Here is a 19,674-nt window from a genome sequence, read left to right as displayed (position 1 = left end):
ATTACTTATGCTTCAAATATTCTTGCTCTCTTATGGTGTTTTTTCACATGAAAAATGCACTAAATAGATGCATCTTTTTATTTTGCACTATATTTGTGCGTTGGGTGCTGTAATGAAATTTTTGGTTTCAATACTCACTTTACTCATTCTATGTGGATGTTCTTCATCTGAACAAAGTGGAAAAGCTCAAGAAAAGTTAGAGGTCCATTCAATATGTGTGTTTGATAGTACAAATACAAAAGTCTGTGTAGCCAAACCAGCCCAAAGAATTGTGTCTTTGTTTGAGTCGGGCTTAGATGGTCTCTACATGTTAGGGCAAGGTCATAAAGTGATTGGTATACCAGCCGAAGTATACATTCAACCTTTATTGTTTCATGCCTATTCAAAAATAGATCAACGAATTGCCAATAAACAGCTTGCTACACCTTCGCAAGGGGCAAATGCCACTAATATTGAAAGTCTCGTGCTGTTAAAACCAGATTTGGTGATTGTGGGGAGCGGACAAACCCAAACAATTGAACTGTTAAGGCAGTTTGGCATTGCTGTATATGTGATGGAGTCCGGCACCTATCAGCAAGTGAAAGAAGAGCTATCTGAAATTGCTGTACTGAGTGGTGCTCAAAAGCGTGCCCAAGAAATTTTAAGTTTTTCGGATGAAGTTGTGGCAGAAGTCGCAGCTAAAACTGCACGTCAGACAAATAAACAATCGATTTACTATGCATGGTCAGGTGGACGAATTTTTTCTACCTCGGGACGTCAGTCTATTACTAATGACTTTATTGAGCTGGCGGGTGCTTACAACATTGTTCAGACCGATGCAAATCAACCTAATGTGAACCCCGAGACTTTAATTGAATGGAACCCTGACAATATTGTGCTTTGGAATACCAACCCAAAACTGATTTATGAACGAAAAGAATTACAAGGTTTAAGCGCCGTACAAAACCGAAAGGTCTTTAATTTGAGTCCTGCCTTTATATATAACCCGCATACCATCAAAATCATTATTACGGCGATTTATTTGAATCACAGTATTTATCCTGAACAGTCCGATTTACCTGTAAGTGCTTTACAACAGCGTATTTTAACCGAGTTGTATGGTGAGCACCTTGCCAAAGCGTTGGTGCAATGAATATGCAAAAGCTGAAGTATTATTGGTTTTACCCGTTACCAGTCTTGATGATTTTTATCTCGTTGCTCATAGGACCAACTCAAACATTGAGTGCATGGGACTATTTGCGGTGGGGTGTGCAAACGGTCTTCGGTACACCATATTTTGATGCTGAACAATTTAGACTAATGAAAAACATTCTTGTGAATGTCAGACTTCCTAGAATTTTACTGACCTTTATGGTGGGGGCTGCATTAGCAACAGCCGGTAATGGCTTGCAGGCATTGTTTCGTAACCCCTTAGTTGACTCTTATGTACTGGGTATTTCATCTGGCGCGGCGTTTGGTGCAGCCTTGGCACTTTCTTTAAGTTGGCTTTCACCCAATCTATCCGCCTTTATTTTTGGTGTTTGCGCCGTTGCCTTAACGTATTTATTTGCTCATCAAAAACATGAAAGCCAGACGTCTTTAGTGATGGTGATTTTATCGGGCATGATTGTTTCTGGGCTATTTTTGGCAGGACTTACAGTTATTCAATACTTAAGTGATCCATTTAAACTGCAAGCCATTGTGCAATGGACGATGGGTAACTTACATCAGGCTTCTTGGCAAAAAGTTCAATACGCCGTGCTACCGATTTGCATTGGACTTGCTGGACTATTTGCGATGCGTTGGCGCTTAAACTTAATGGCACTCGGTGCCGAAGAAGCACAAGCGGTGGGTGTTAACCCTCGGTGGGAACAGCTTCTTTTAATTGCTCTGGTGACTGTCTGTACGTCAACTTCTGTGGCTGCGGCGGGTATTATTAGTCTATATGGATTGTTTATGCCGCATATTGTGAGAATGTTAGTGGGGCCAGATCATCGATATAGCATTCCTGCCAATATGGTGTTGGGCGGCAGTTTTCTACTCATGATTGATAACTTTTCTCGGGTTTTACTTACTTTTGAAATACCGATTGGTATTTTTACCATGCTACTTGGTGCGCCATTTTTCTTATTATTAATGAAAACACAGAGGACTCATTGGGCATGATTCAAATTGATCAGTTAAATTATGCCTATGGGCATAAGCAGGTTCTCAAAAATATCCATCTGGAGTTTCCTAAAAATCAGTTTTCAGTCATTTTAGGGCGTAATGGCTGCGGAAAATCGACACTTTTTAAGTTGATGGCTGGCTTAGAACCCGTAAAAGATGGATTGATCCGTTACTCAGGAAAGCCATTATCGGACTTTAAAGGTAAAGATCGGGCTGCATTACTTGGCTTTTTACCGCAATTTCACAAGACCGTATTTCCATTTTTGGTTAAAGATGTGGTGATTACTGGGCGTGCTGCTTTTAGCCGATATCGTCCTTCAAAATCAGATTGGGAAAGAGTAGACCAAGCCTTGCTTGATTTAGACATCGAGCATTTGCGTGACCGTCCTTATACCGAGCTATCGGGTGGCGAAAGACAATTGGTCATGATTGCGCGTATTTTAGTGCAAGCGCCGAAAGTCATTTTACTGGATGAGCCAACTAACCATCTTGATGTTTATTATCAGTCTTATTTAATGAAAAAATTGCGTCAGTTGTCGCGGCAAAATTTTACGGTGATAGCGATTATGCATGATCCCAACTTGGCATTTTTATTTGCAGATCATCTATTTTTCATGCGCGAACATGAGGTAGTTAAGCCTGAGTCAAAAACTCGAATCACCGATCCGAAGTTTTTAAAAAGTGTCTATGATGTCGAGTTCCATGAGGCCATGATTCAAGACAAAACCATTGTTATCCCTGATCATTCTTGGCTGTAAAAAATATGACACTTCACTATCAGCTAGCCGACAAATCAGACTATGCATCTGCGGTAGAGTTTGCACTTTATACTAGACAGCTTTTATTCCCAGAAATCTATCATGGGCAAGTTCCTAAAGATTTAAAAAATTTTGGGCAATATTATGTCAATGATCCATTAGGTTGCTTTATTACAGTAAAAGATAAAAACCGTATTATTGGCACCATTGCATATCGGGCGTATGACCATCGTTTTGATCTAAATTTGCCGTCCAATACGGCTGAAGTCGTTAAGTTATTTGTATTGCCTGAATACCGCCGTAATGGCATCGCAACTCAGCTATGCAACATGTTATTTAGTCATGCAAAAAAGAATGGAATTACTACATTGTATTTACATACTCATCCATTTTTGCCAGCGGCTGAAGAGTTTTGGACTCTACAAGGCTTTGAAGTCATTAATCGAGAATGGATCGAGACGTATGACACCATTCACATGAGTAAATCTTTATAGCGTTTCATTCTGAGTATGAAATCTTTTTAGAAAATGGGTAGGCGGATAGCCCATAATTTTATTGAACAAGGATGTTTCATTTTATTAATACAGAAATTGTTCTAGAAAGGACTAGTATTTATAGTCTTTTCAGTTTGTATTAGAATCTAATTATTAATAACTCGTGTTTATTATGTAGGGATTGATAAAAATTTTGATTAATATTAAAGCTAATCAATCCAATTTTTAATTATTTCTTTACCAATTCTATTATATTTTTCAATTTTTATTTTCTTAAAAAGTCCTGACCTATAATAGTCAATTTCTTTAATAATTGTGCTATTGGCATTAATTTTTGTATTCGATATTTTAGGATTTCACAGGTCGAAGGATCAATAGGTGGTTTTTCTTTTAATAGATCACGTAAAATTAATACTATTTTGCTTCTAGCCTCTTCATCAAAAGTTTCATAATCTTTAATTTACTAAATTTGAATGAACTAAACGCTCTACATCCGTTTCTTGGAATTTCAAAATATAAATGGCCTATTTCAATTATGCTGATTACTCAATACTTTGGTGTATGTTTAGGGCTATTAAATCAAGACGTTTCAGCCCTATTAGCACTACGCATGAAATCAACAAACGCACGTAACTTTCCGGGCATGTGTTTGCGATGCGGATAGTAGAGATGAAAAGCGTCATCCAATCCACTGTGCTGCTTCAGTATCTGCCGCAGCATGCCGCTTGCTAACTCTTGCTTCGCAAAATCTTCGAAGACGAAACCGATACCTTGGCCTTGTATTGCAGCATCAAGGGTAGATCTCATTTCGTCAAAAATAAAGCGCCCTTGAACATCGATTTGTACCATTTGACCTTGATCTTCGAACTTCCATTCAAAGAATCTGCCACCTACGGAATAGCGCTGTCGAATGCAATTGTGTTTTAACAGGTCCTCAAGAGTCTTGGGCTCACTCCGCTTGCGGAAGTAATCAGGGGCAGCCACTACAATTCTTTTTTGCCTCGTTCCCAACTGCACAGCGACCATGTCGTTTTGCACCCTCTTACCCATGCGTATGCCGATATCGAAACCAGCGTTGACGATATCGCTCAGTTGATTATCCAGTGAGACCTCGACATTAATCAGCGGGAATTTTTTAAAGAAGGAAGCCAGATGCGGTTCAATAAAGATGCGGTATGCGACGTACGAAGAGTTGAGGCGTACTGTGCCAGATGGTTGATCGGTCGCGAGCAAGACTTGTGACAAGGAATCTCTAATCAGAGCAAGCGCAGGTGCTAATGCTGCGTTCAATGACGCACCAGCCTCGGTCAAACTTACGCTGCGTGTAGTGCGGTTGAATAGCCGAACATTCAGTTGCGTTTCCACACTTTTGATCGTGCGTGATACCGCAGTTGGCGTGACGCCGATTTCTGCAGCGGCGCGAGCGAAGTTCAAATGTCTGGCGGCAGCCTCGAAGGTTAAAAGACCCGGAAGATGCACTGGTGGTGAAGGGAGTAAATCTTCTACACCTTCAGCACGAGTTGGGCTCTGCATTATGACTTTTTTGTTCATACTGTATCTCCACTTATGGTTATTTACGTCATTATCTCCTATCTCCATACTGCTTACATCAATTAATTTCATCACGCAAATCAGTTATCAATAGGAGTCACAATGAAGCTTAATCGCTCATCGACGGATCTTTTTTCACCACTCAAAATAGGTGCGTTATCCCTTGCTAACCGAATTGTTATGGCCCCGTTAACTCGTAGTCGTATGGGACTAGATGGTGTACCAAATGAATTGCATGCTCGCTACTATGCGCAACGTGCCAGTGCAGGTCTGATTATTAGTGAAGCGACTAATATTTCCGCCCAGGCGCGGGGATATGCATTGACGCCGGGTATCTGGACTGAAAAGCAAGTAGCAGGCTGGAAATTAGTCACAGACGCAGTACATGCAGTTGGTGGCCTTATTGTTTGCCAATTGTGGCATGTGGGCCGCTTCTCTCATGTGGATTTGCAGCCGGATGGCGCAGCACCGGTAGCGCCTTCGGCGATTCGAGCAGAAGGCCAAACCTATACTGAAAATGGAATGATGGATGTCTCTATGCCACGAGCACTCGAGACATCCGAAATTTCTGGCATCATCGAACAATATCGACACGCCGCCGCATGCGCAAAACGTGCCGGCTTTGACGGGGTTGAAGTACATTCTGCCAATAGCTACTTGCCGGATCAGTTCCTCCGCGATTCGACCAATCATCGCAACGACGAATATGGCGGTTCCATCGAAAATCGCTGCCGACTCACATTGGAAGTAACTGCAGCCGTGGTCGAAGTCTGGGGCCATGATCGCGTAGGCATTCGCCTTTCTCCAGTGACACCAGATGCCGGTAACACGCCATTAGATAGTCAAGTCATGCAGACATATGGTTACTTGATTGAGCAACTGAATCGCTTTCAACTCGCATACATGCATTTTGTCGAGGGAGCGACAGCCACTTCACGCGTCGTCCCTGAGAACGTAGATCTCGATGCCTTACGCGCGCTTTTCAAAGGATCATACATAGGCAATAACAATTATGACCTAGAACTGGCCATTACCCGTCGCGCTGAAGGCAAGGTCGATGCCGTGGCTTTTGGTCGTCCATTTATTGCAAATCCAGATTTAGTACGTCGTTTGAAAGAGGGAGCTGAACTCGCTATTGCGCCACGTGAAACCTATTACGGCAACGGCGCAAAGGGTTACACCGATTGGCCTACATTAGCTGGGTAAGCCACAGGGCAACTAATCTATGCTGGATAAAACGGCCAGCTTTTTATAACGACTCGAATTAATAATCAGGAGTAAAGTATGAACAAACCTACTTATGTACAAGATTATCAAGCTATCGTTGAGGTACTGAACAAGTACAACGAAGGTTGCAACCAGGCTAAGAGCAGCATCATGAAGCCTGCTTTCAATGAGCAAGCCACGATCTTCGGTGTTGATGGCGACGGCAAGCTGACCGGCGGCCCGATTCAAAACTTGTTCGATGGCATCGACAGCGCATTCCATCCATCTGCTGAAGCTCAAGGAGTGATCGTTAGAGTCGACATCGTAGGCACGGCTGCTAGCGCGCGCATCGACACCAACGACGTCTCCGGCTTTTGCTTTACAGATTTTTTCAATCTGCTGAAAGTCGATGGCAAGTGGACTGTGGTCAGCAAGATCTATCACACTCACGTAGCACCTTGAACACACGTGGCTGATTAGGCTTTTCCCACAATGTCTTGCGCCTTTCTTTGCAGCCGAACGACCAGCTTACTTGCCTGAAAAATGCTGCCTTCCTATTTCAGCTACTTCACTTCGGACAAAAACATCTCGGTTAGCAGCCTTGACGCGTGCACTCACTACAAAGGAAATATCATGAAAACTCTCACCTCTGCTCTGGCCCTTTCAGTCGCGACCCTGTCGGGTGGTAATGCTTTTGCAACCAGTCTGCCCGGCGTTGAACAGAACACGGCAAAATTCTTGCAATCCCTTGAAGGCGGCAAGCTGCTCGAGACCATGACGCCGGCCGAGGCCCGTGCAGTGTTGGTGGGCGCTCAAGCTGGCCCCAAAGTAGCCTTGCCTGCGGCTGACGTCAGCGAGAAGACGATCCACGTCAATGGCAGCGACTTGAAGCTAACCATTGTGCGCCCAGTAGGCAGCAAACAGAAGACCTTACCTGCGTTCATGTATTTCCATGGTGGTGGCTGGGTACTGGGCGATTTTCCAACCCACGAACGGTTGGTGCGTGACCTTGTAGTTGGTTCGGGCACGGTGGCGGTCTTCGTCAATTACTCCCTGTCACCTGAGGCGGGATTCGGCGTCGCCATTGAGCAATCCTATGCCGCGACCAAATGGGTGGCTGAACATGGCAAAGAGATCAACGTTGATGGCAAGCGCCTTGCTGTAGCTGGCAACAGTGCGGGCGGCAACATAGCCGCTGTGGTTGCCTTGATGGCGAATGAGAAGGGCACGCCTGCACTGCGTTCGCAAGTATTACTGAGTCCGGTGACGGATGCAAATTTCGACACGCCGTCGTATAAGCAGTTTGCCAACGGCTACTTCCTGACGAAGGAGTTGATGGTGTGGTTCTGGGACAATTACACGACCGATGCCAATGTACGCAAGCAGATCTACGCTTCACCGCTGCAGGCTACGACTGAACAACTCAAGGGCTTGCCGCCGACGCTGATCCTTACTGCTGAATTCGATATCCTGCGCGATGAAGCTGAAGCTTATGGCCGCAAGCTCGATGATGCTGGCGTGCAAGTGAATACGGTACGCTACAACGGCATGATTCACGATTTTGGACTGTTGAATGTATTCAGCCATCTGCCAGCATCCCGCAGTGCGATGGCACAGGCGTCACAAGAGCTCAAGGCCAATCTGGGTAAGTAATCCCAAAGGCAGGGAACCTACAGCTCATGGCAGAGCTGTGGGATTTCATGACAGAAAACACGTCGTTCACCTGATTGCCTAGCTACACCAGCGAGGTTTCTCGCAATGTTTGCTGTATTTTTGCAGCTACGCATCAATGAGTAATTCTAACTATTATTAAGAGCAACTAAATGAAAATAACTTTTATCAAAACTTTATTTTTCGCGGCAATCATTCTTGGCTTGGGTGCGACTGCTCAAGCAGAAGATCTGCCACGCGGTCAACAAGTTAACAGTGGTAAAACCGTGAGTAAGCCTACGTACGTGCAAGAATACCAAGCGATCACCGAGGTGCTGAACAAGTATATTGAGGGCTGCAAGCAGGCCAAGAGCAGCACCATGAAGCCCGCGTTCAACCAACATGCGACGATGTACAGCGTCGGCGCCGATGGTAAGCTGGCTGGCGGCGCGATTCCAATTCTGTTCGAAGGTATCGACAAGGATTTTCACCCATCTCCTGACGCACAGGCCGCTATAGCCCGCATCGAGATCGTTGGTACGGCGGCCAGCGCTCGCATTGACGCCAATGACATGTCAGGCATCTCTTTCACCGACTTCTTTCATCTGTTGAAGGTCGAAGGTAAGTGGACTGTAGTTAACAAGATTTTCTACACGTATCCAAACCACTAAATCTTGAATTAGTACGCTTAATTCTCAAGCAAATCTAAAAGGAACAATTCATGATCAAGAAGATAAAAGTAGTACCAATCAGTGATTGCACTGTTGTGATTGGTGTTGAGCAAAAATATGTCGATGGTCTTCGCATTGATAGCACCGACGACATTGCAAAGGCATTTCACAAAGATGCTGTGATGTAAGGCTTTACGAATGGTAAATTATTAGGTGAATTAATAAAAAATTTATACGCATTTTCACCACAGGTGGCAGCTGCAGCAGCCTTAAAAGATTTAAAAAATATTTTAAGGCATAACTACTAATCTAATAGTAATATTCTATGTAATGGATATTTTATTCTATCTAGCAGGTTTCCAAAAGAAAATCTCTAAACCAGCGTTGTATAGAATCATGGTGTGTGCGTTCATGCCATGCCATTAATTTATTATAACCACCAACTTCAATCGGTGGTTTTTTGGAAATAATACCTGAATCTTTCTCTAATAAATGATGTGGAGCAACAGCAATCCAATCACTATTTTTAAGAATTTCTGGTAACAATAAAAAGCTTGTAATAGACATTACAACATTTCTCTTTTTCCCAATTTTCTCCAATGCAATATCTGTAGCTCCAGCGAAACCACCTCCATCGTAAGAGACTAATACATGATTGAGAGAGCAAAAAGTATCTATATCAAGCTCTTGATTAGCTAATGGATGATTTTCTCGCATCATACAAACATAGTTTTCTTTATGGATTATCCGTGAACGAAGGTTCAAGGGAACTGTTGGTTCACCCACTATAATAAGGTCAAGTTCTCCATTCATCAGCATAGCTTCGACATTCCGACCATGAATAGACATTAGAGCTATTTTGACTTTTGGTGCAATCTTATTTAAAGCTAATGTAAAAGGTACACCTACACAATGCATACCGTTATCAGTCGCAGCAATTCTGAAAGTTGTTTCTAGTTCCGCTGGATTAAAGATAGGCGGTTGTATTAATTGCTCAATTTCACTTAATATTTTCTTTAAAGGTTCAGCTAAAGCAAGAGCTCTATCTGTTGGAACCATACCATATGATGCCCGAACAAATAATGGATCATCAAAACGATCTCTTAGCCGGTTAAGCATGCTACTAACAGCAGGTTGTGTTAAAGCTAACTTATCAGCTGCACGTGTAACATTCTTTTCATCTAGCAACGCATCTAGTGCTTTAAGTAAATTTAAATCGAGATTATTGATATTAACCATATTTATAGTAAGTATATAGTTTGATAATTATATTTATAACAAAGCATTTCCTAATATGCAAAGCCCTTATCTAAAAGCGCTAGTACTATGATAAAAACACCATCAAAATTTATCGGTGAATGCTCATTACCGATGAGTAAACTTGCATTAGGTACAGTTCAGATTGGTTATGACAGTAGGATCAGCTTTGATCAAGCAAAAGAAATTATAAATGCCGCATATTATGAGGGTATTCGATACTTTGATAGCGCACCGATGTATGGATTTGGACGTGCTGAATATACATTAAGTACTATTCTACGTGAGTTAGAGATCAGAAATAATGTCCTTGTCAGTACCAAAGTTGGACGTGTTTTAAACTCACAAGGCCTTTATTCTAAAAATCCATCCTGGTACTTAAATAATCCTGGTTATTATTATGACTATACCTATGATGGGATAATGTCATCTTTCGAAGACAGCTTAAAACGAACTGGATTAGATCATATCGATTTATTGTTGGTACATGATCTTGGGGAAAAATGGCATGGAGATAAAGCTGAACTATTTTGGAATCAATTTTGTGAAAGTGGCTTTAGAGCTTTAGATGAATTGCGTAGAAATAGGGATGTTTCAGCAGTTGGACTAGGAGTGAACGAAACTGAAATTGTTTTAAAAGTAGCCAAAGAGTTTAAAATTGACTGTGCATTGATTGCTGGTAAATATACCTTATTAGATCATAAAAACTCATATGAAGATTTAAAAAAACTATCCGAATTTAATATAGAAATTTTAGCTGCAGGAATCTTTAACTCAGGTGTACTTGCCTTAGGTAATACTTCACAAGCTAGCTATAATTATAAAAAAGTACCTATTGAAATCCTCTCTAAGATACAGAAAATTCAAGAGATTTGTCTAAAATATAATGTATCTCTTGCTACTGCAGCTTTGCAATTTACTGCAAGCCATCCAACAATTACTTCATTAGTTTTCGGGGCTAAAAGTGATAATGAAGTCATGCAGAATGTTAGTTCTTATACACAGCAAGTTCCCTACGAGTTTTGGAATGAACTGAAATACGAAAATATCATCAGTACTTCTGTCCCATTGCCAGTTTCAGATTGAGCAGTAAATTACCTAGCAATAGTATTAGATATTAATTTGATTAATACAGTTTATATAATTCTATAATTATATTTATTTCTATAGTTGCACTAGTATTTTCATAACAGCTGAACACACATTTTTTTCTAAAGCCGAAAGCTGTTGTGTACGACTGAACTATCATACTGAAGTAGGAAATCCAAGATGTCTAAACCAACTTATGTAACTGAATACAATGCAATTGTTGAAGTATTAAATAAATATAATGAAGGTGGAAAACAAGCTGATAGCAGCATTATGAAACCTGCTTTCAGTGAGCACGCAACTATCTTTGGTGTAGATGCTGACAATAAGCTTATTGGTGGTCCCATCCAAGGGTTATTCGATGTTATTGATCGTGATTTTAGCCCATCACCAAATGCGCAAGGTGTGATCGTAAATATTGATATCGTTGGAACTGCTGCAAGTGCACGTATTGATACTAATGATATTTCAGGATTTTGCTTTACAGACTTCTTTAACTTATTGAAAGTAGACGGTAAGTGGACTGTTGTTAGTAAAATTTATCATACCCATTCAACCAATTAATATTTGGAGTGGGGCATGAATTATTTAGAAAGCAAAGTAATCATTATTACTGGAGCCTCTTCAGGTATTGGCAAAGCTTCTGCCAAAATGTTGGCTGCTGAAGGAGCTAAAGTTATAGCGGTTGCAAGAAATCAAGAACGTCTTAATGAACTAGTTAATGAAGTAACAAAGCATGGTGATCAAATCACAGGCTTTGTAGCAGATGTTACCAACCTTGATGACGCTAAAAAGCTTGCTCAATTTGCTAAAGATACTTACGGCTCTGTTGATATTCTAATTAACAATGCTGGACTTATGCTTTTTTCATATTGGAGCGATTTAGCAATTGATGATTGGAACAAAATGATTGATACCAATATCAAAGGCTATTTGAATGCAATAGCAGGCGTATTACCAATTATGCTTGAGCAAAAGTCTGGACAAATCTTGAATATGGATTCAGTTGCTGGGCATCAAGTAGATCCAGCAGCGGGGATCTATTGTGCAACAAAGTTTTTTGTACAAGCGATGACTGAGTCAATGCGTAAAGATTTGGGTGTTAACCATGGTATCCGAGTTAATACAGTGAGTCCTGGTGTTATTAATACAGGCTGGGCAGACAAAGTCACTGATCCTGAAGGTCGTAAGGCAGCACAAGAGCTCAACAAAATTGCTATAGATCCAGATGATGTAGCACGCGCTGTAGTCTATGCACTTAATCAACCTGAAAATGTCACTGTGAATGATTTAATCATTTCTCCAACGCGTCAAAATTGGTAATCACTATCTATCTTTCGCTTTTCCTATTCTTACAAGATGTGAGGTGGAGAAGCGATGCTTTTTACTCAGGGTTGGATATTAATCACTTCATTAAATCGTAATTATTACGAAGGTGTATTTATGAATATTCTTGTTGTTGGTGCAAATGGCAGAGTGGGTTCTCATTTGGTCAATACATTGGCAAAAATGGGGCATTCAGTTTTTGCAGGAGCCCGCAAGGACTCTTTGAGTTTTACGAATCCTAATATCCACTTTTTTGAATTAGATTTGCTGGCTGATTTGCAAAAGATCATTCAAGGTTTCGAGTCTATAAATATAGATGTTATTTATTTCACTGCAGGTTCTAGAGGAAAAAATCTTCTTCAAGTTGATGCTTTTGGTGCAGTGAAAGTCATGCAGGCTGCGCAAGCTGTGGGGATTCGTCGATTTATACTGTTGAGCTCAGTTTTTGCATTACAACCTGAACGATGGGGTGAGTCATTCTTACAGAACATCACTGATTATAACATTGCAAAATTTTTCGCAGATCACTGGTTAGTTCATCAAAGTAATTTGGATTTTACTATCCTACAACCAGGTGCATTGCAAGAAAATTTAGGTAGTGGTCGAATCAAGATTAATGTCACAGAGCCTCTTAGTAACAGTATTGATAATGTCGTAGAGACACTTGCAAGTATTTTAAGTGCTCCAAATACGATTGGTCAGGTGATTACGATGGCTGATGGCGACATTCCAATTACAGAAGCGCTCAATCAGGTCTCCTCGTGAAGTTTTACGTTTCTGTTTAATGCTTTTTAAAGCAAAGTTTAAGTTAAAAGATTTTTTAAATTGAAGATGAATATGATGAATCCTAAATACTCTCCCTTATTCCAACCGTATACTTTAAATAACGGGGTAACGATAAAAAATCGGTTAGTCGTTGCTCCAATGACACATTTTGCTTCTAATGATGATGGTAGTTTAAGCCATGAAGAACGTGCTTTTATTCAAGGACGTGCAGAAAATTTTGGTTTATTCATTAGTGCTGCAACTTTAGTTTCACCTGAGGGTAAAGCATTTATAGGGCAACCTGAGGCTATTAGCGATAAAGACTTACCTAGTTTAAAAGCAGTTGCTGAATTAATTAAATCTCAAGGTGCAAAAGCAATTTTACAAATTCATCATGGAGGAAAACTCAGCATTGATGAATTGTTAAATGGCGCTGAAAAGGTTGCGCCATCTGAGGATATTCAATCTGGATCACGTGAACTTACTCATTCTGAAATTAATGATTTAATCCGAGCATTTGCTAATGCTGCTGATTTGGCTATTCAAGCGGGTTTCGATGGTGTCGAAATTCATGGTGCCAATGGTTATTTAATTCAGCAGTTTAACTCAGCCCAATCAAACCGTCGAACTGATGAATGGGGTGGCAACATTGAAAAACGTATGCGTTTTTCTTTAGCGATTGTAGATGCTGTACATGCTATCAAAATGAAACATGGATTAAATGATTTCATAATTGGTTATCGGTTTTCACCAGAAGAACCAGACGAACAAGGTTTAACCATGGCTGATACATTTGCCCTAGTTGATGCATTAGTAGAAAAACCGATTCAATATTTGCATGTATCTCTTTGGGATTTTTATAAAAAAGCACGTAGAGGAGCAGATGTCCACTTAACACGTATGCAGCTTTTGCATGAAAGAATTGCAGGTAAATTACCTTTAATTGGTATCGGTAGTTTATTTAGTGCAGATCAGATATTAGAAGCATATCAAACCAAATGGGCTGAATTTATTGCAGTTGGAAAAGCAGTGATGATGAATCCTGATCTTGCAACATTAATTGCGAATGGGCGCGAGAGCGATATTGTTTTAGCAATAGATCCTCATAAAGCAGATCGATATCGTATTCCTAATAATTTGTGGCAACAAAATATGAGCCGCTTATCCTATTTACCCCCACTTAAAGATGATTCTGAGTGGAAAACAGTTGATATTTAAATATTGAGCATAATATGGCAATTCAATCTGTACCTTTAGAAAAAGCGTATCGTTTATTGAACCATGGACCAACTGTGTTGGTGTCTGCAAAACATCAAAGTACTGAAAATGTGATGGCTGCTTCATGGGCTTGTGCTTTGGAGTTTTCTCCAGCGAAAGTCACTGTTGTTCTAGATAAAATGGCTTTTACACGTTCTTTAGTTGAACAAAGTGGATGGTTTGCTTTACAAGTTCCTGTTGTACAGCAAGTTCAAATGGTTGTAGATGTTGGAAGTGAAAGTCTAAAAGACCACCCAAATAAATTGAATGAATTTGGTGTAAGACTATTTTATCAAGATGGTTTTCAAACTCCTTTAGTCGAAGGGTGTGTAGCTTGGCTACTCTGTAAACTAATTCCAGAGCCACACAATCAAGAAGCTCATGATCTTTTCATTGGAGAGGTTGTTAGTGCTTGGGCTGATGATCGTGTCTTTAAAGATGGTCACTGGCAATTTGATGATGTACCGACAGAATTGAAAACTTTACATTATATTGCTGGTGGACAATTTTATGTTATAGGCCAAGGACTTAAGGTAAATAAAGGACCTTAGTCTAGCTTTAATTTTACTGTATTGGGGATTTTCAATGAACCAATACAGTAAATATTTTAATCATGTTAAGTTTAGGGATATGAGAGATATTGAAAATAAAATAAAGAAAGCACCAATTATTTTGTTAAATAAATAAAAGAATTTTGGTTTTTTTATTAGCACTTTAATTTTTTCACCTCCCCAAATGTAGATTAGCATCCAAGAAAATTCACAAATAATAAAAGTAAAAATCAGTATTGAATACTGAGAGAGCAAAGGTGAATTACGATTAATAAATTGAGGGAAAAATGAAATAATAAAAAGTATTGTTTTAGGATTGCAAATAGCTATAAAAAAACCGTTAATAAATAAATTACCATGCGTTTTAAATGATGATATTTTGTCATTATTTAAATTTTTTGAGTTATGATTTAGGTGTTTTATTCCAATTGAAAAAAGATAGATAATTCCAAATACATTAATTAATTTTATAAATATAGTTTGTAAATTACTTAAAAATAAGAGTGTAAGGCAACATGCTGTAATTGATATTAATACTCCTAGTAAACATCCTGCAGTTGATATTAAAGTTTCCTTTAATGTTTGATTAATTCTCGTATTTAATACGAATACCATATTAGGACCTGGTATTACTGATAGGAGAGAAATAGTGGATAGAAACAAGAGCCAAGTATATAAGGTCATAGTGGTTCATTAAATTTTAAATTATAGTTTTTAAATAAAAATATAATAAACAATATTTTTTTATTAAATAGATAAAAAAATATTATATGCATTTATGATTTTAATAATCATTATTGTTTGTTTTAATTTGTTTAATTACAGTAACTTAAGTTACATATAGGAATAATTTGTTAATTTGAGAAAATATTTTTGTTTCTAAATACGCTTTTTTTTATATAGCATTAATTTGTTTAAAGGATGTGAGTAAATAAGATCAAAAAGATTCTTATTATCTTAAATTCCTTCAGGTATAAAGGATTATACGAGTAAAGACAGAATCTAAATTTTTAGATTTTTAACTCGGAAAACCTTTCTATTTTAAATTTTTATTTAAGACAAAAGTCAATTTAATAGAGGTTCCTATGAGTTTAGCACCATTCCATTTGGCTATCCCAGTTTATGATTTGCCTGCTGCAAGAAATTTTTATGGTGAAGTCTTTGGTTTAGAAGAAGGAAGATCTAGTGATCACTGGGTTGATTTTAATTTCTTCGGACATCAATTAGTTATTCATGAACATCCTAAAATGGATTATCAAGAAAAAGTTGTTTCTAATTCTGTGGATGGTCATGATGTACCTGCTCCGCATTTCGGAATCATTCTAAGTTGGGAAGATTGGGAAACTTTAGCTGAAAGATTAAAGTCGTTAGGTACAAAGTTTGTGATTGAACCCTATGTACGTTTCAAAGGTAAAGTTGGCGAACAAGGAACTATGTTTTTATTTGATCCGTGTGGTAATGCGCTTGAATTTAAAGCATTTAAAGATATGACTCAGCTTTTTGCAAAATAAAGTAATGAGGGGTACGAATATTATTTGTATCCCTTTTTTGAGGACATGTGGAAACAAGGATGATTTATGAAAAGTATTTCTTTGGTATGGCAAATATTAATTGGTCTTCTTTTAGGTATTTTAGTCGGGTGGTATTTTAATGTAAATCCAACTCATCAAGTTTGGGTAAGCACTGAGATATTAAAACCGTTAGGCGATATTTTTATTAATATGATGAAAATGGTCGTTGTACCTATTGTATTGTGTTGCATGATCTTAGGCATCGCAGGAGGAGGTGATAATAAGTCTTTTGGAAAAATGGGTGCGGGTTCTCTCCTTTATTTTTTTACAATAACAAGCCTTGCGATTGTTTGGGGCTTATTATTGGCCAACTTTTTTCAACCTGGGGTTGGAACAGATATATCTGGGATGGCACACTCAGCTGTAGTACTACATACAGATACGAACAAAGGCGCTCTACAGATTATAAAAAATATCGTGCCGGAAAACATTGTGGTAGCCCTATATGAAGGCAAACTACTATCAATTCTATTTTTTGCGATTCTTTTTGGTTTAGCATTAAACAAAATTCCTGAAGAAAAAAGCCAACCTGTAATAAGAGTTTTACAGGGAATATCTGATGCATTGTTTAAGCTTGTAAGTTTAGTCATGGCTTATGCACCGATTGGTGTGTTTGGGATGATCGGCGCGACAGTTGCGACTTTTGGCTTCAGTTCTTTATTGCCATTACTGAAATTAATTGGAGTCGTTTATCTAGCCTTAGCTTTATTTGCTATTTTTGTTCTAGGTGCTGTGTGTTTGTATATAAGAGAAAACTTATTTCACCTTATTAAATATTTTAAAGATGAACTCATTCTAGCTTTCTCAACTGGTGCGTCTGCTGCTGTCATGCCGCAATTAATGCAGAAACTCGAAAACTATGGTGTTCCACGCCGTATTGTAAGTTTTGTAGTACCTATGGGATATGCATTTAATTTAGATGGAGCATCAATTTTCCTAGGTGTGGCTACAATTTTCGTCGCTCAATTATATGGAATAGATTTGACTATCTCTCAACAAGCATTATTGGTCGTGACTATGGTGTTAACGTCTAAAGGGGCAGCAGGAGTTCCTGGTTTTGCAATTTTGATTTTATCTGCGACCTTAGCAACAGCTGGTTTACCATTAGAAGGTGTTGCCTTAATTGCTGGTATTTTTAGAATTATTGAAAGTGGTACTACAACATTAAATGTTCTTGGAAATGCTATTGCGCCACTAGTTGTAGCAAAGTGGAAAACTAAGAGGTTAGAGTCTTTTAATACTGTAACTGAAAATTAAAACCAAAGATAAGTATCGCACTAAGAGATACTTATCTATATAAATTTAAGAAGTGTATAATTTCTGCAAGGATTGGTTTTATCATTTAATGGAATGCAGATAGTATGTTTCATGAGCTCAAGACCCTTATAGCAATCAAAAAATATGGTTCATTTAGTGCTACAGGCCATAATGTAGGGCTTACACAAGCAGCTGTCAGTGCACAAATCAAATCTTTAGAATCTTATTTGGGGATTAAGCTTTTTGAAAGAAACGGAAAAACTGTTCAATTTAATAGTGAGGGTTTACGTGTACTTGCGTTAGCTGAACAAGTTTTTGATCTTGTCGAGAAGATGAAACAACCTGAATGTATGGCAGATTTCACAGGTGAGATTAGGATAGGGGCAATTGCTTCAATTCAATCCAATATTTTGCCAGAAATACTTGAAGAACTATTTAAATACTTTCCTAAAGCAAAAATTAAACTCATACCAGGAGTCTCATTTAATTTGTTCCATCAGCTTGGAAAAAATGAGATAGATCTAGCGATTATCATTAAGCCTAATTTTGAAGTTTCCGATGATTATTGTCACTATACTTTAAAAAAAGAGCCTATTCTTCTTATTACCCCAATTGATATTCACGAAAAACACCCTGTTGAAATTTTAAAAAATAATCCGTTTATACGTTATGACTATTCCTCATTTGGGGGGAAGGTTGTAGCAAACTATTTAAATAGAAATCAAATCAAAACAAATGACATTATTGAAGTAGATGAAATTGAAGCAATTATTAGAATGGTAGAAAAAAACTTAGGCGTAGCTTTAATTCCAGATATTGGAATGAATAAATTGAAAGAAAAAAATATCAATATAATTGATTTAAAACAACCAGATCTTTATCGAGAAATTATTATTATTCATAAAAAAAATACTGAAAATTCAATTATATCAAGTATTGTTTCAAAAATAGTCGAAGGTGTGGCTATTCGTGAAAAGTAATTAAGTACATTCATTTGTCAACAATAAAGGATATGGGCTATTGATAGGAAAAGACAAACATCCGACATGAAGTCGGATTTTTTATTGCGTAAACTTAATAGATATAGATTGTAACAATCTCGAAATATGTGTCAAAAATCTCACATCAAATGTCATTCAGCGGGCTTTGAAAAAAGTTTGAAAATTAGACTTGAAATATATAGTGGCTTTATGCCACTATATATTCATCGAAGGTCATCAGACAAAAAGAGGATGATATGGCTATCCAGCTTTTAGATGCGGCAAGAAATGAAATTCCAGTGAAATTCACGCAGTTTTCTGGTGGAGAGCGTCATGTTCAAATTGATGAGGCAACCTTAGGTTCACTATCTGGCACCGTATTGGTTCGTGCACAAATGACCTCAAGTCACGATGTGATGGATTATTTACTACTTGAAAATATCTTGCTGAATCAGGGCTTAACCGTTGACCTAGAAGTTCCGTATTTTCCTTACGCACGTCAGGACCGTATTTGTGCAGTAGGCCAAGCATTTTCACTCGATGTGATGACGAAATTACTCAACATTAATGCAGACAAAAAAGCCGGCAAACAAGGCAAAATCACTGTTTGGGATTGCCACAGTGAAGTAACAACAGCATTACTCGCTGCCAATACTTCTTTTAGCGAAGTTGTAAATGTCAGTTCAGTCGACATCATTGCTAAGAGTGAAGCGCTAAGCACATTATTAAAAGATGAAAAAACAATACTGATTTGCCCAGACAAAGGCGCAAAAGCACGCACACAAATGGTTGCAGACGCTTTTAATCTTGAGCGTAAACAACCCATCACTATTGTTCAGTGTGATAAAAAACGCGACCCAGTGACTGGCAAAATTTTAGGTACACATGTACATGCGACTGATTTATCTGGGCTAACAGCGGTCATTACCGATGACATTTGCGATGGCGGTGCAACCTTTATTGGTATTGCCAAAGAACTCCGTCGCCTCAATTGCAATAAGGTCGTTCTATATGTGACCCACGGTATTTTTAGTAAAGGATTAGAGGTTTTTGATGCGCTGCTTGACCAACTGTTTACTTCAGACAGCTTTCCACAACAACCATCAGACAAAATTTCAGTAATTGCTTTTGCAGCAAAATAAA

The 19,674-nt window shown here is 38.7% G+C and carries 22 protein-coding genes; 19 read left to right on the top strand and 3 right to left on the bottom strand.

The features are described from left to right. The first annotated feature begins 112 nt into the window (after window positions 1-112). Genes ACPF64_RS13955 through ACPF64_RS13940 form a run of 4 tightly spaced genes read left to right on the top strand, consistent with a single transcriptional unit; the run spans window position 113 to window position 3,400 of the window. Window positions 113-1,132 carry an ABC transporter substrate-binding protein gene (locus tag ACPF64_RS13955; protein ID WP_426453991.1) on the top strand — a complete coding sequence of 340 codons (1,020 nt, stop codon included), beginning with the start codon at window positions 113-115 and terminating at the stop codon, window positions 1,130-1,132. Between the two features lie 2 nt (window positions 1,133-1,134). Further along, the gene (locus tag ACPF64_RS13950; RefSeq protein WP_426453989.1) at window positions 1,135-2,145 is read left to right on the top strand and encodes a FecCD family ABC transporter permease; all 1,011 of its coding nucleotides are present in this window, start codon (window positions 1,135-1,137) and stop codon (window positions 2,143-2,145) included. Beyond that, entirely contained in the window at window positions 2,142-2,906 is a 765-nt protein-coding gene (locus tag ACPF64_RS13945) for an ABC transporter ATP-binding protein (protein ID WP_426453987.1), read from the top strand. The genes ACPF64_RS13950 and ACPF64_RS13945 overlap by 4 nt, the downstream gene beginning before the upstream one ends. A gap of 5 nt (window positions 2,907-2,911) precedes the next feature. Continuing rightward, complete coding sequence (locus ACPF64_RS13940) at window positions 2,912-3,400, top strand: GNAT family N-acetyltransferase (RefSeq protein ID WP_426453985.1); 489 nt, start codon at window positions 2,912-2,914, stop codon at window positions 3,398-3,400. Between the two features lie 579 nt (window positions 3,401-3,979). Here the strand turns inward: ACPF64_RS13940 and ACPF64_RS13935 are convergent. Then, window positions 3,980-4,951, bottom strand: coding sequence for a LysR family transcriptional regulator (locus ACPF64_RS13935; RefSeq protein ID WP_192835562.1), 972 nt, complete (start codon window positions 4,949-4,951; stop codon window positions 3,980-3,982). A gap of 102 nt (window positions 4,952-5,053) precedes the next feature. Between ACPF64_RS13935 and ACPF64_RS13930 the strand changes: the two genes are divergently transcribed. The 5 genes from ACPF64_RS13930 (at window position 5,054) to ACPF64_RS13910 (ending at window position 8,666) form a co-directional block, all read left to right on the top strand. Next, window positions 5,054-6,157: an alkene reductase gene (locus ACPF64_RS13930; RefSeq protein ID WP_426453983.1), complete on the top strand. Its 1,104-nt coding sequence runs from the start codon at window positions 5,054-5,056 to the stop codon at window positions 6,155-6,157. A 78-nt stretch (window positions 6,158-6,235) separates the two neighbouring features. Continuing rightward, on the top strand, window positions 6,236-6,619 hold the full coding sequence (locus ACPF64_RS13925) for a nuclear transport factor 2 family protein (protein ID WP_426453981.1): 384 nt from the start codon (window positions 6,236-6,238) through the stop codon (window positions 6,617-6,619). A gap of 171 nt (window positions 6,620-6,790) precedes the next feature. Further along, the gene (locus ACPF64_RS13920) at window positions 6,791-7,810 is read left to right on the top strand and encodes an alpha/beta hydrolase (protein WP_426453979.1); all 1,020 of its coding nucleotides are present in this window, start codon (window positions 6,791-6,793) and stop codon (window positions 7,808-7,810) included. 170 nt (window positions 7,811-7,980) lie between these two features. Next, window positions 7,981-8,478 carry a nuclear transport factor 2 family protein gene (locus ACPF64_RS13915; protein ID WP_426453977.1) on the top strand — a complete coding sequence of 166 codons (498 nt, stop codon included), beginning with the start codon at window positions 7,981-7,983 and terminating at the stop codon, window positions 8,476-8,478. A 50-nt stretch (window positions 8,479-8,528) separates the two neighbouring features. Beyond that, window positions 8,529-8,666: a hypothetical protein gene (locus ACPF64_RS13910; protein WP_171493681.1), complete on the top strand. Its 138-nt coding sequence runs from the start codon at window positions 8,529-8,531 to the stop codon at window positions 8,664-8,666. A 160-nt stretch (window positions 8,667-8,826) separates the two neighbouring features. On the opposite strand, the gene ACPF64_RS13905 is transcribed toward ACPF64_RS13910, so the two are convergent. After that, window positions 8,827-9,717, bottom strand: a complete 891-nt coding sequence (locus ACPF64_RS13905) for a LysR family transcriptional regulator (protein ID WP_005040483.1) — start codon at window positions 9,715-9,717, stop codon at window positions 8,827-8,829. Window positions 9,718-9,804: 87 nt separating this feature from the next. Between ACPF64_RS13905 and ACPF64_RS13900 the strand changes: the two genes are divergently transcribed. From ACPF64_RS13900 to ACPF64_RS13875, 6 genes are all read left to right on the top strand, one after another. Beyond that, complete coding sequence (locus tag ACPF64_RS13900) at window positions 9,805-10,821, top strand: aldo/keto reductase (RefSeq protein WP_426453974.1); 1,017 nt, start codon at window positions 9,805-9,807, stop codon at window positions 10,819-10,821. A 183-nt stretch (window positions 10,822-11,004) separates the two neighbouring features. After that, entirely contained in the window at window positions 11,005-11,388 is a 384-nt protein-coding gene (locus ACPF64_RS13895) for a nuclear transport factor 2 family protein (protein WP_080027130.1), read from the top strand. A gap of 15 nt (window positions 11,389-11,403) precedes the next feature. Beyond that, entirely contained in the window at window positions 11,404-12,147 is a 744-nt protein-coding gene (locus ACPF64_RS13890; protein WP_003650516.1) for an SDR family oxidoreductase, read from the top strand. A gap of 54 nt (window positions 12,148-12,201) precedes the next feature. Next, window positions 12,202-12,915, top strand: a complete 714-nt coding sequence (locus ACPF64_RS13885; RefSeq protein ID WP_228134932.1) for an SDR family oxidoreductase — start codon at window positions 12,202-12,204, stop codon at window positions 12,913-12,915. 72 nt (window positions 12,916-12,987) lie between these two features. Continuing rightward, on the top strand, window positions 12,988-14,133 hold the full coding sequence (locus ACPF64_RS13880; RefSeq protein ID WP_426453971.1) for an NADH-dependent flavin oxidoreductase: 1,146 nt from the start codon (window positions 12,988-12,990) through the stop codon (window positions 14,131-14,133). Window positions 14,134-14,147: 14 nt separating this feature from the next. Beyond that, on the top strand, window positions 14,148-14,723 hold the full coding sequence (locus ACPF64_RS13875; RefSeq protein ID WP_151744968.1) for a flavin reductase family protein: 576 nt from the start codon (window positions 14,148-14,150) through the stop codon (window positions 14,721-14,723). A 60-nt stretch (window positions 14,724-14,783) separates the two neighbouring features. Here the strand turns inward: ACPF64_RS13875 and ACPF64_RS13870 are convergent, their stop codons facing one another. Then, on the bottom strand, window positions 14,784-15,338 hold the full coding sequence (locus tag ACPF64_RS13870; RefSeq protein WP_426453968.1) for a LysE family translocator: 555 nt from the start codon (window positions 15,336-15,338) through the stop codon (window positions 14,784-14,786). Window positions 15,339-15,808: 470 nt separating this feature from the next. Between ACPF64_RS13870 and ACPF64_RS13865 the strand changes: the two genes are divergently transcribed. From ACPF64_RS13865 to ACPF64_RS13850, 4 genes are all read left to right on the top strand, one after another. After that, window positions 15,809-16,234, top strand: coding sequence for a VOC family protein (locus tag ACPF64_RS13865; RefSeq protein ID WP_003650523.1), 426 nt, complete (start codon window positions 15,809-15,811; stop codon window positions 16,232-16,234). A gap of 66 nt (window positions 16,235-16,300) precedes the next feature. Further along, complete coding sequence (locus ACPF64_RS13860; protein ID WP_080027127.1) at window positions 16,301-17,551, top strand: cation:dicarboxylate symporter family transporter; 1,251 nt, start codon at window positions 16,301-16,303, stop codon at window positions 17,549-17,551. A gap of 104 nt (window positions 17,552-17,655) precedes the next feature. Continuing rightward, window positions 17,656-18,531, top strand: a complete 876-nt coding sequence (locus ACPF64_RS13855; protein ID WP_005047016.1) for a LysR family transcriptional regulator — start codon at window positions 17,656-17,658, stop codon at window positions 18,529-18,531. A gap of 257 nt (window positions 18,532-18,788) precedes the next feature. Continuing rightward, window positions 18,789-19,673, top strand: coding sequence for a phosphoribosyltransferase family protein (locus ACPF64_RS13850; protein ID WP_426453965.1), 885 nt, complete (start codon window positions 18,789-18,791; stop codon window positions 19,671-19,673). The last annotated feature ends 1 nt before the right edge of the window (window position 19,674 follow it).

Origin of the sequence: Acinetobacter sp. KB005 (genome assembly GCF_049949095.1) — a bacterium.
GTDB lineage: Bacteria > Pseudomonadota > Gammaproteobacteria > Pseudomonadales > Moraxellaceae > Acinetobacter > Acinetobacter calcoaceticus.
This window is presented reverse-complemented; position numbering and strand designations above follow the sequence as displayed.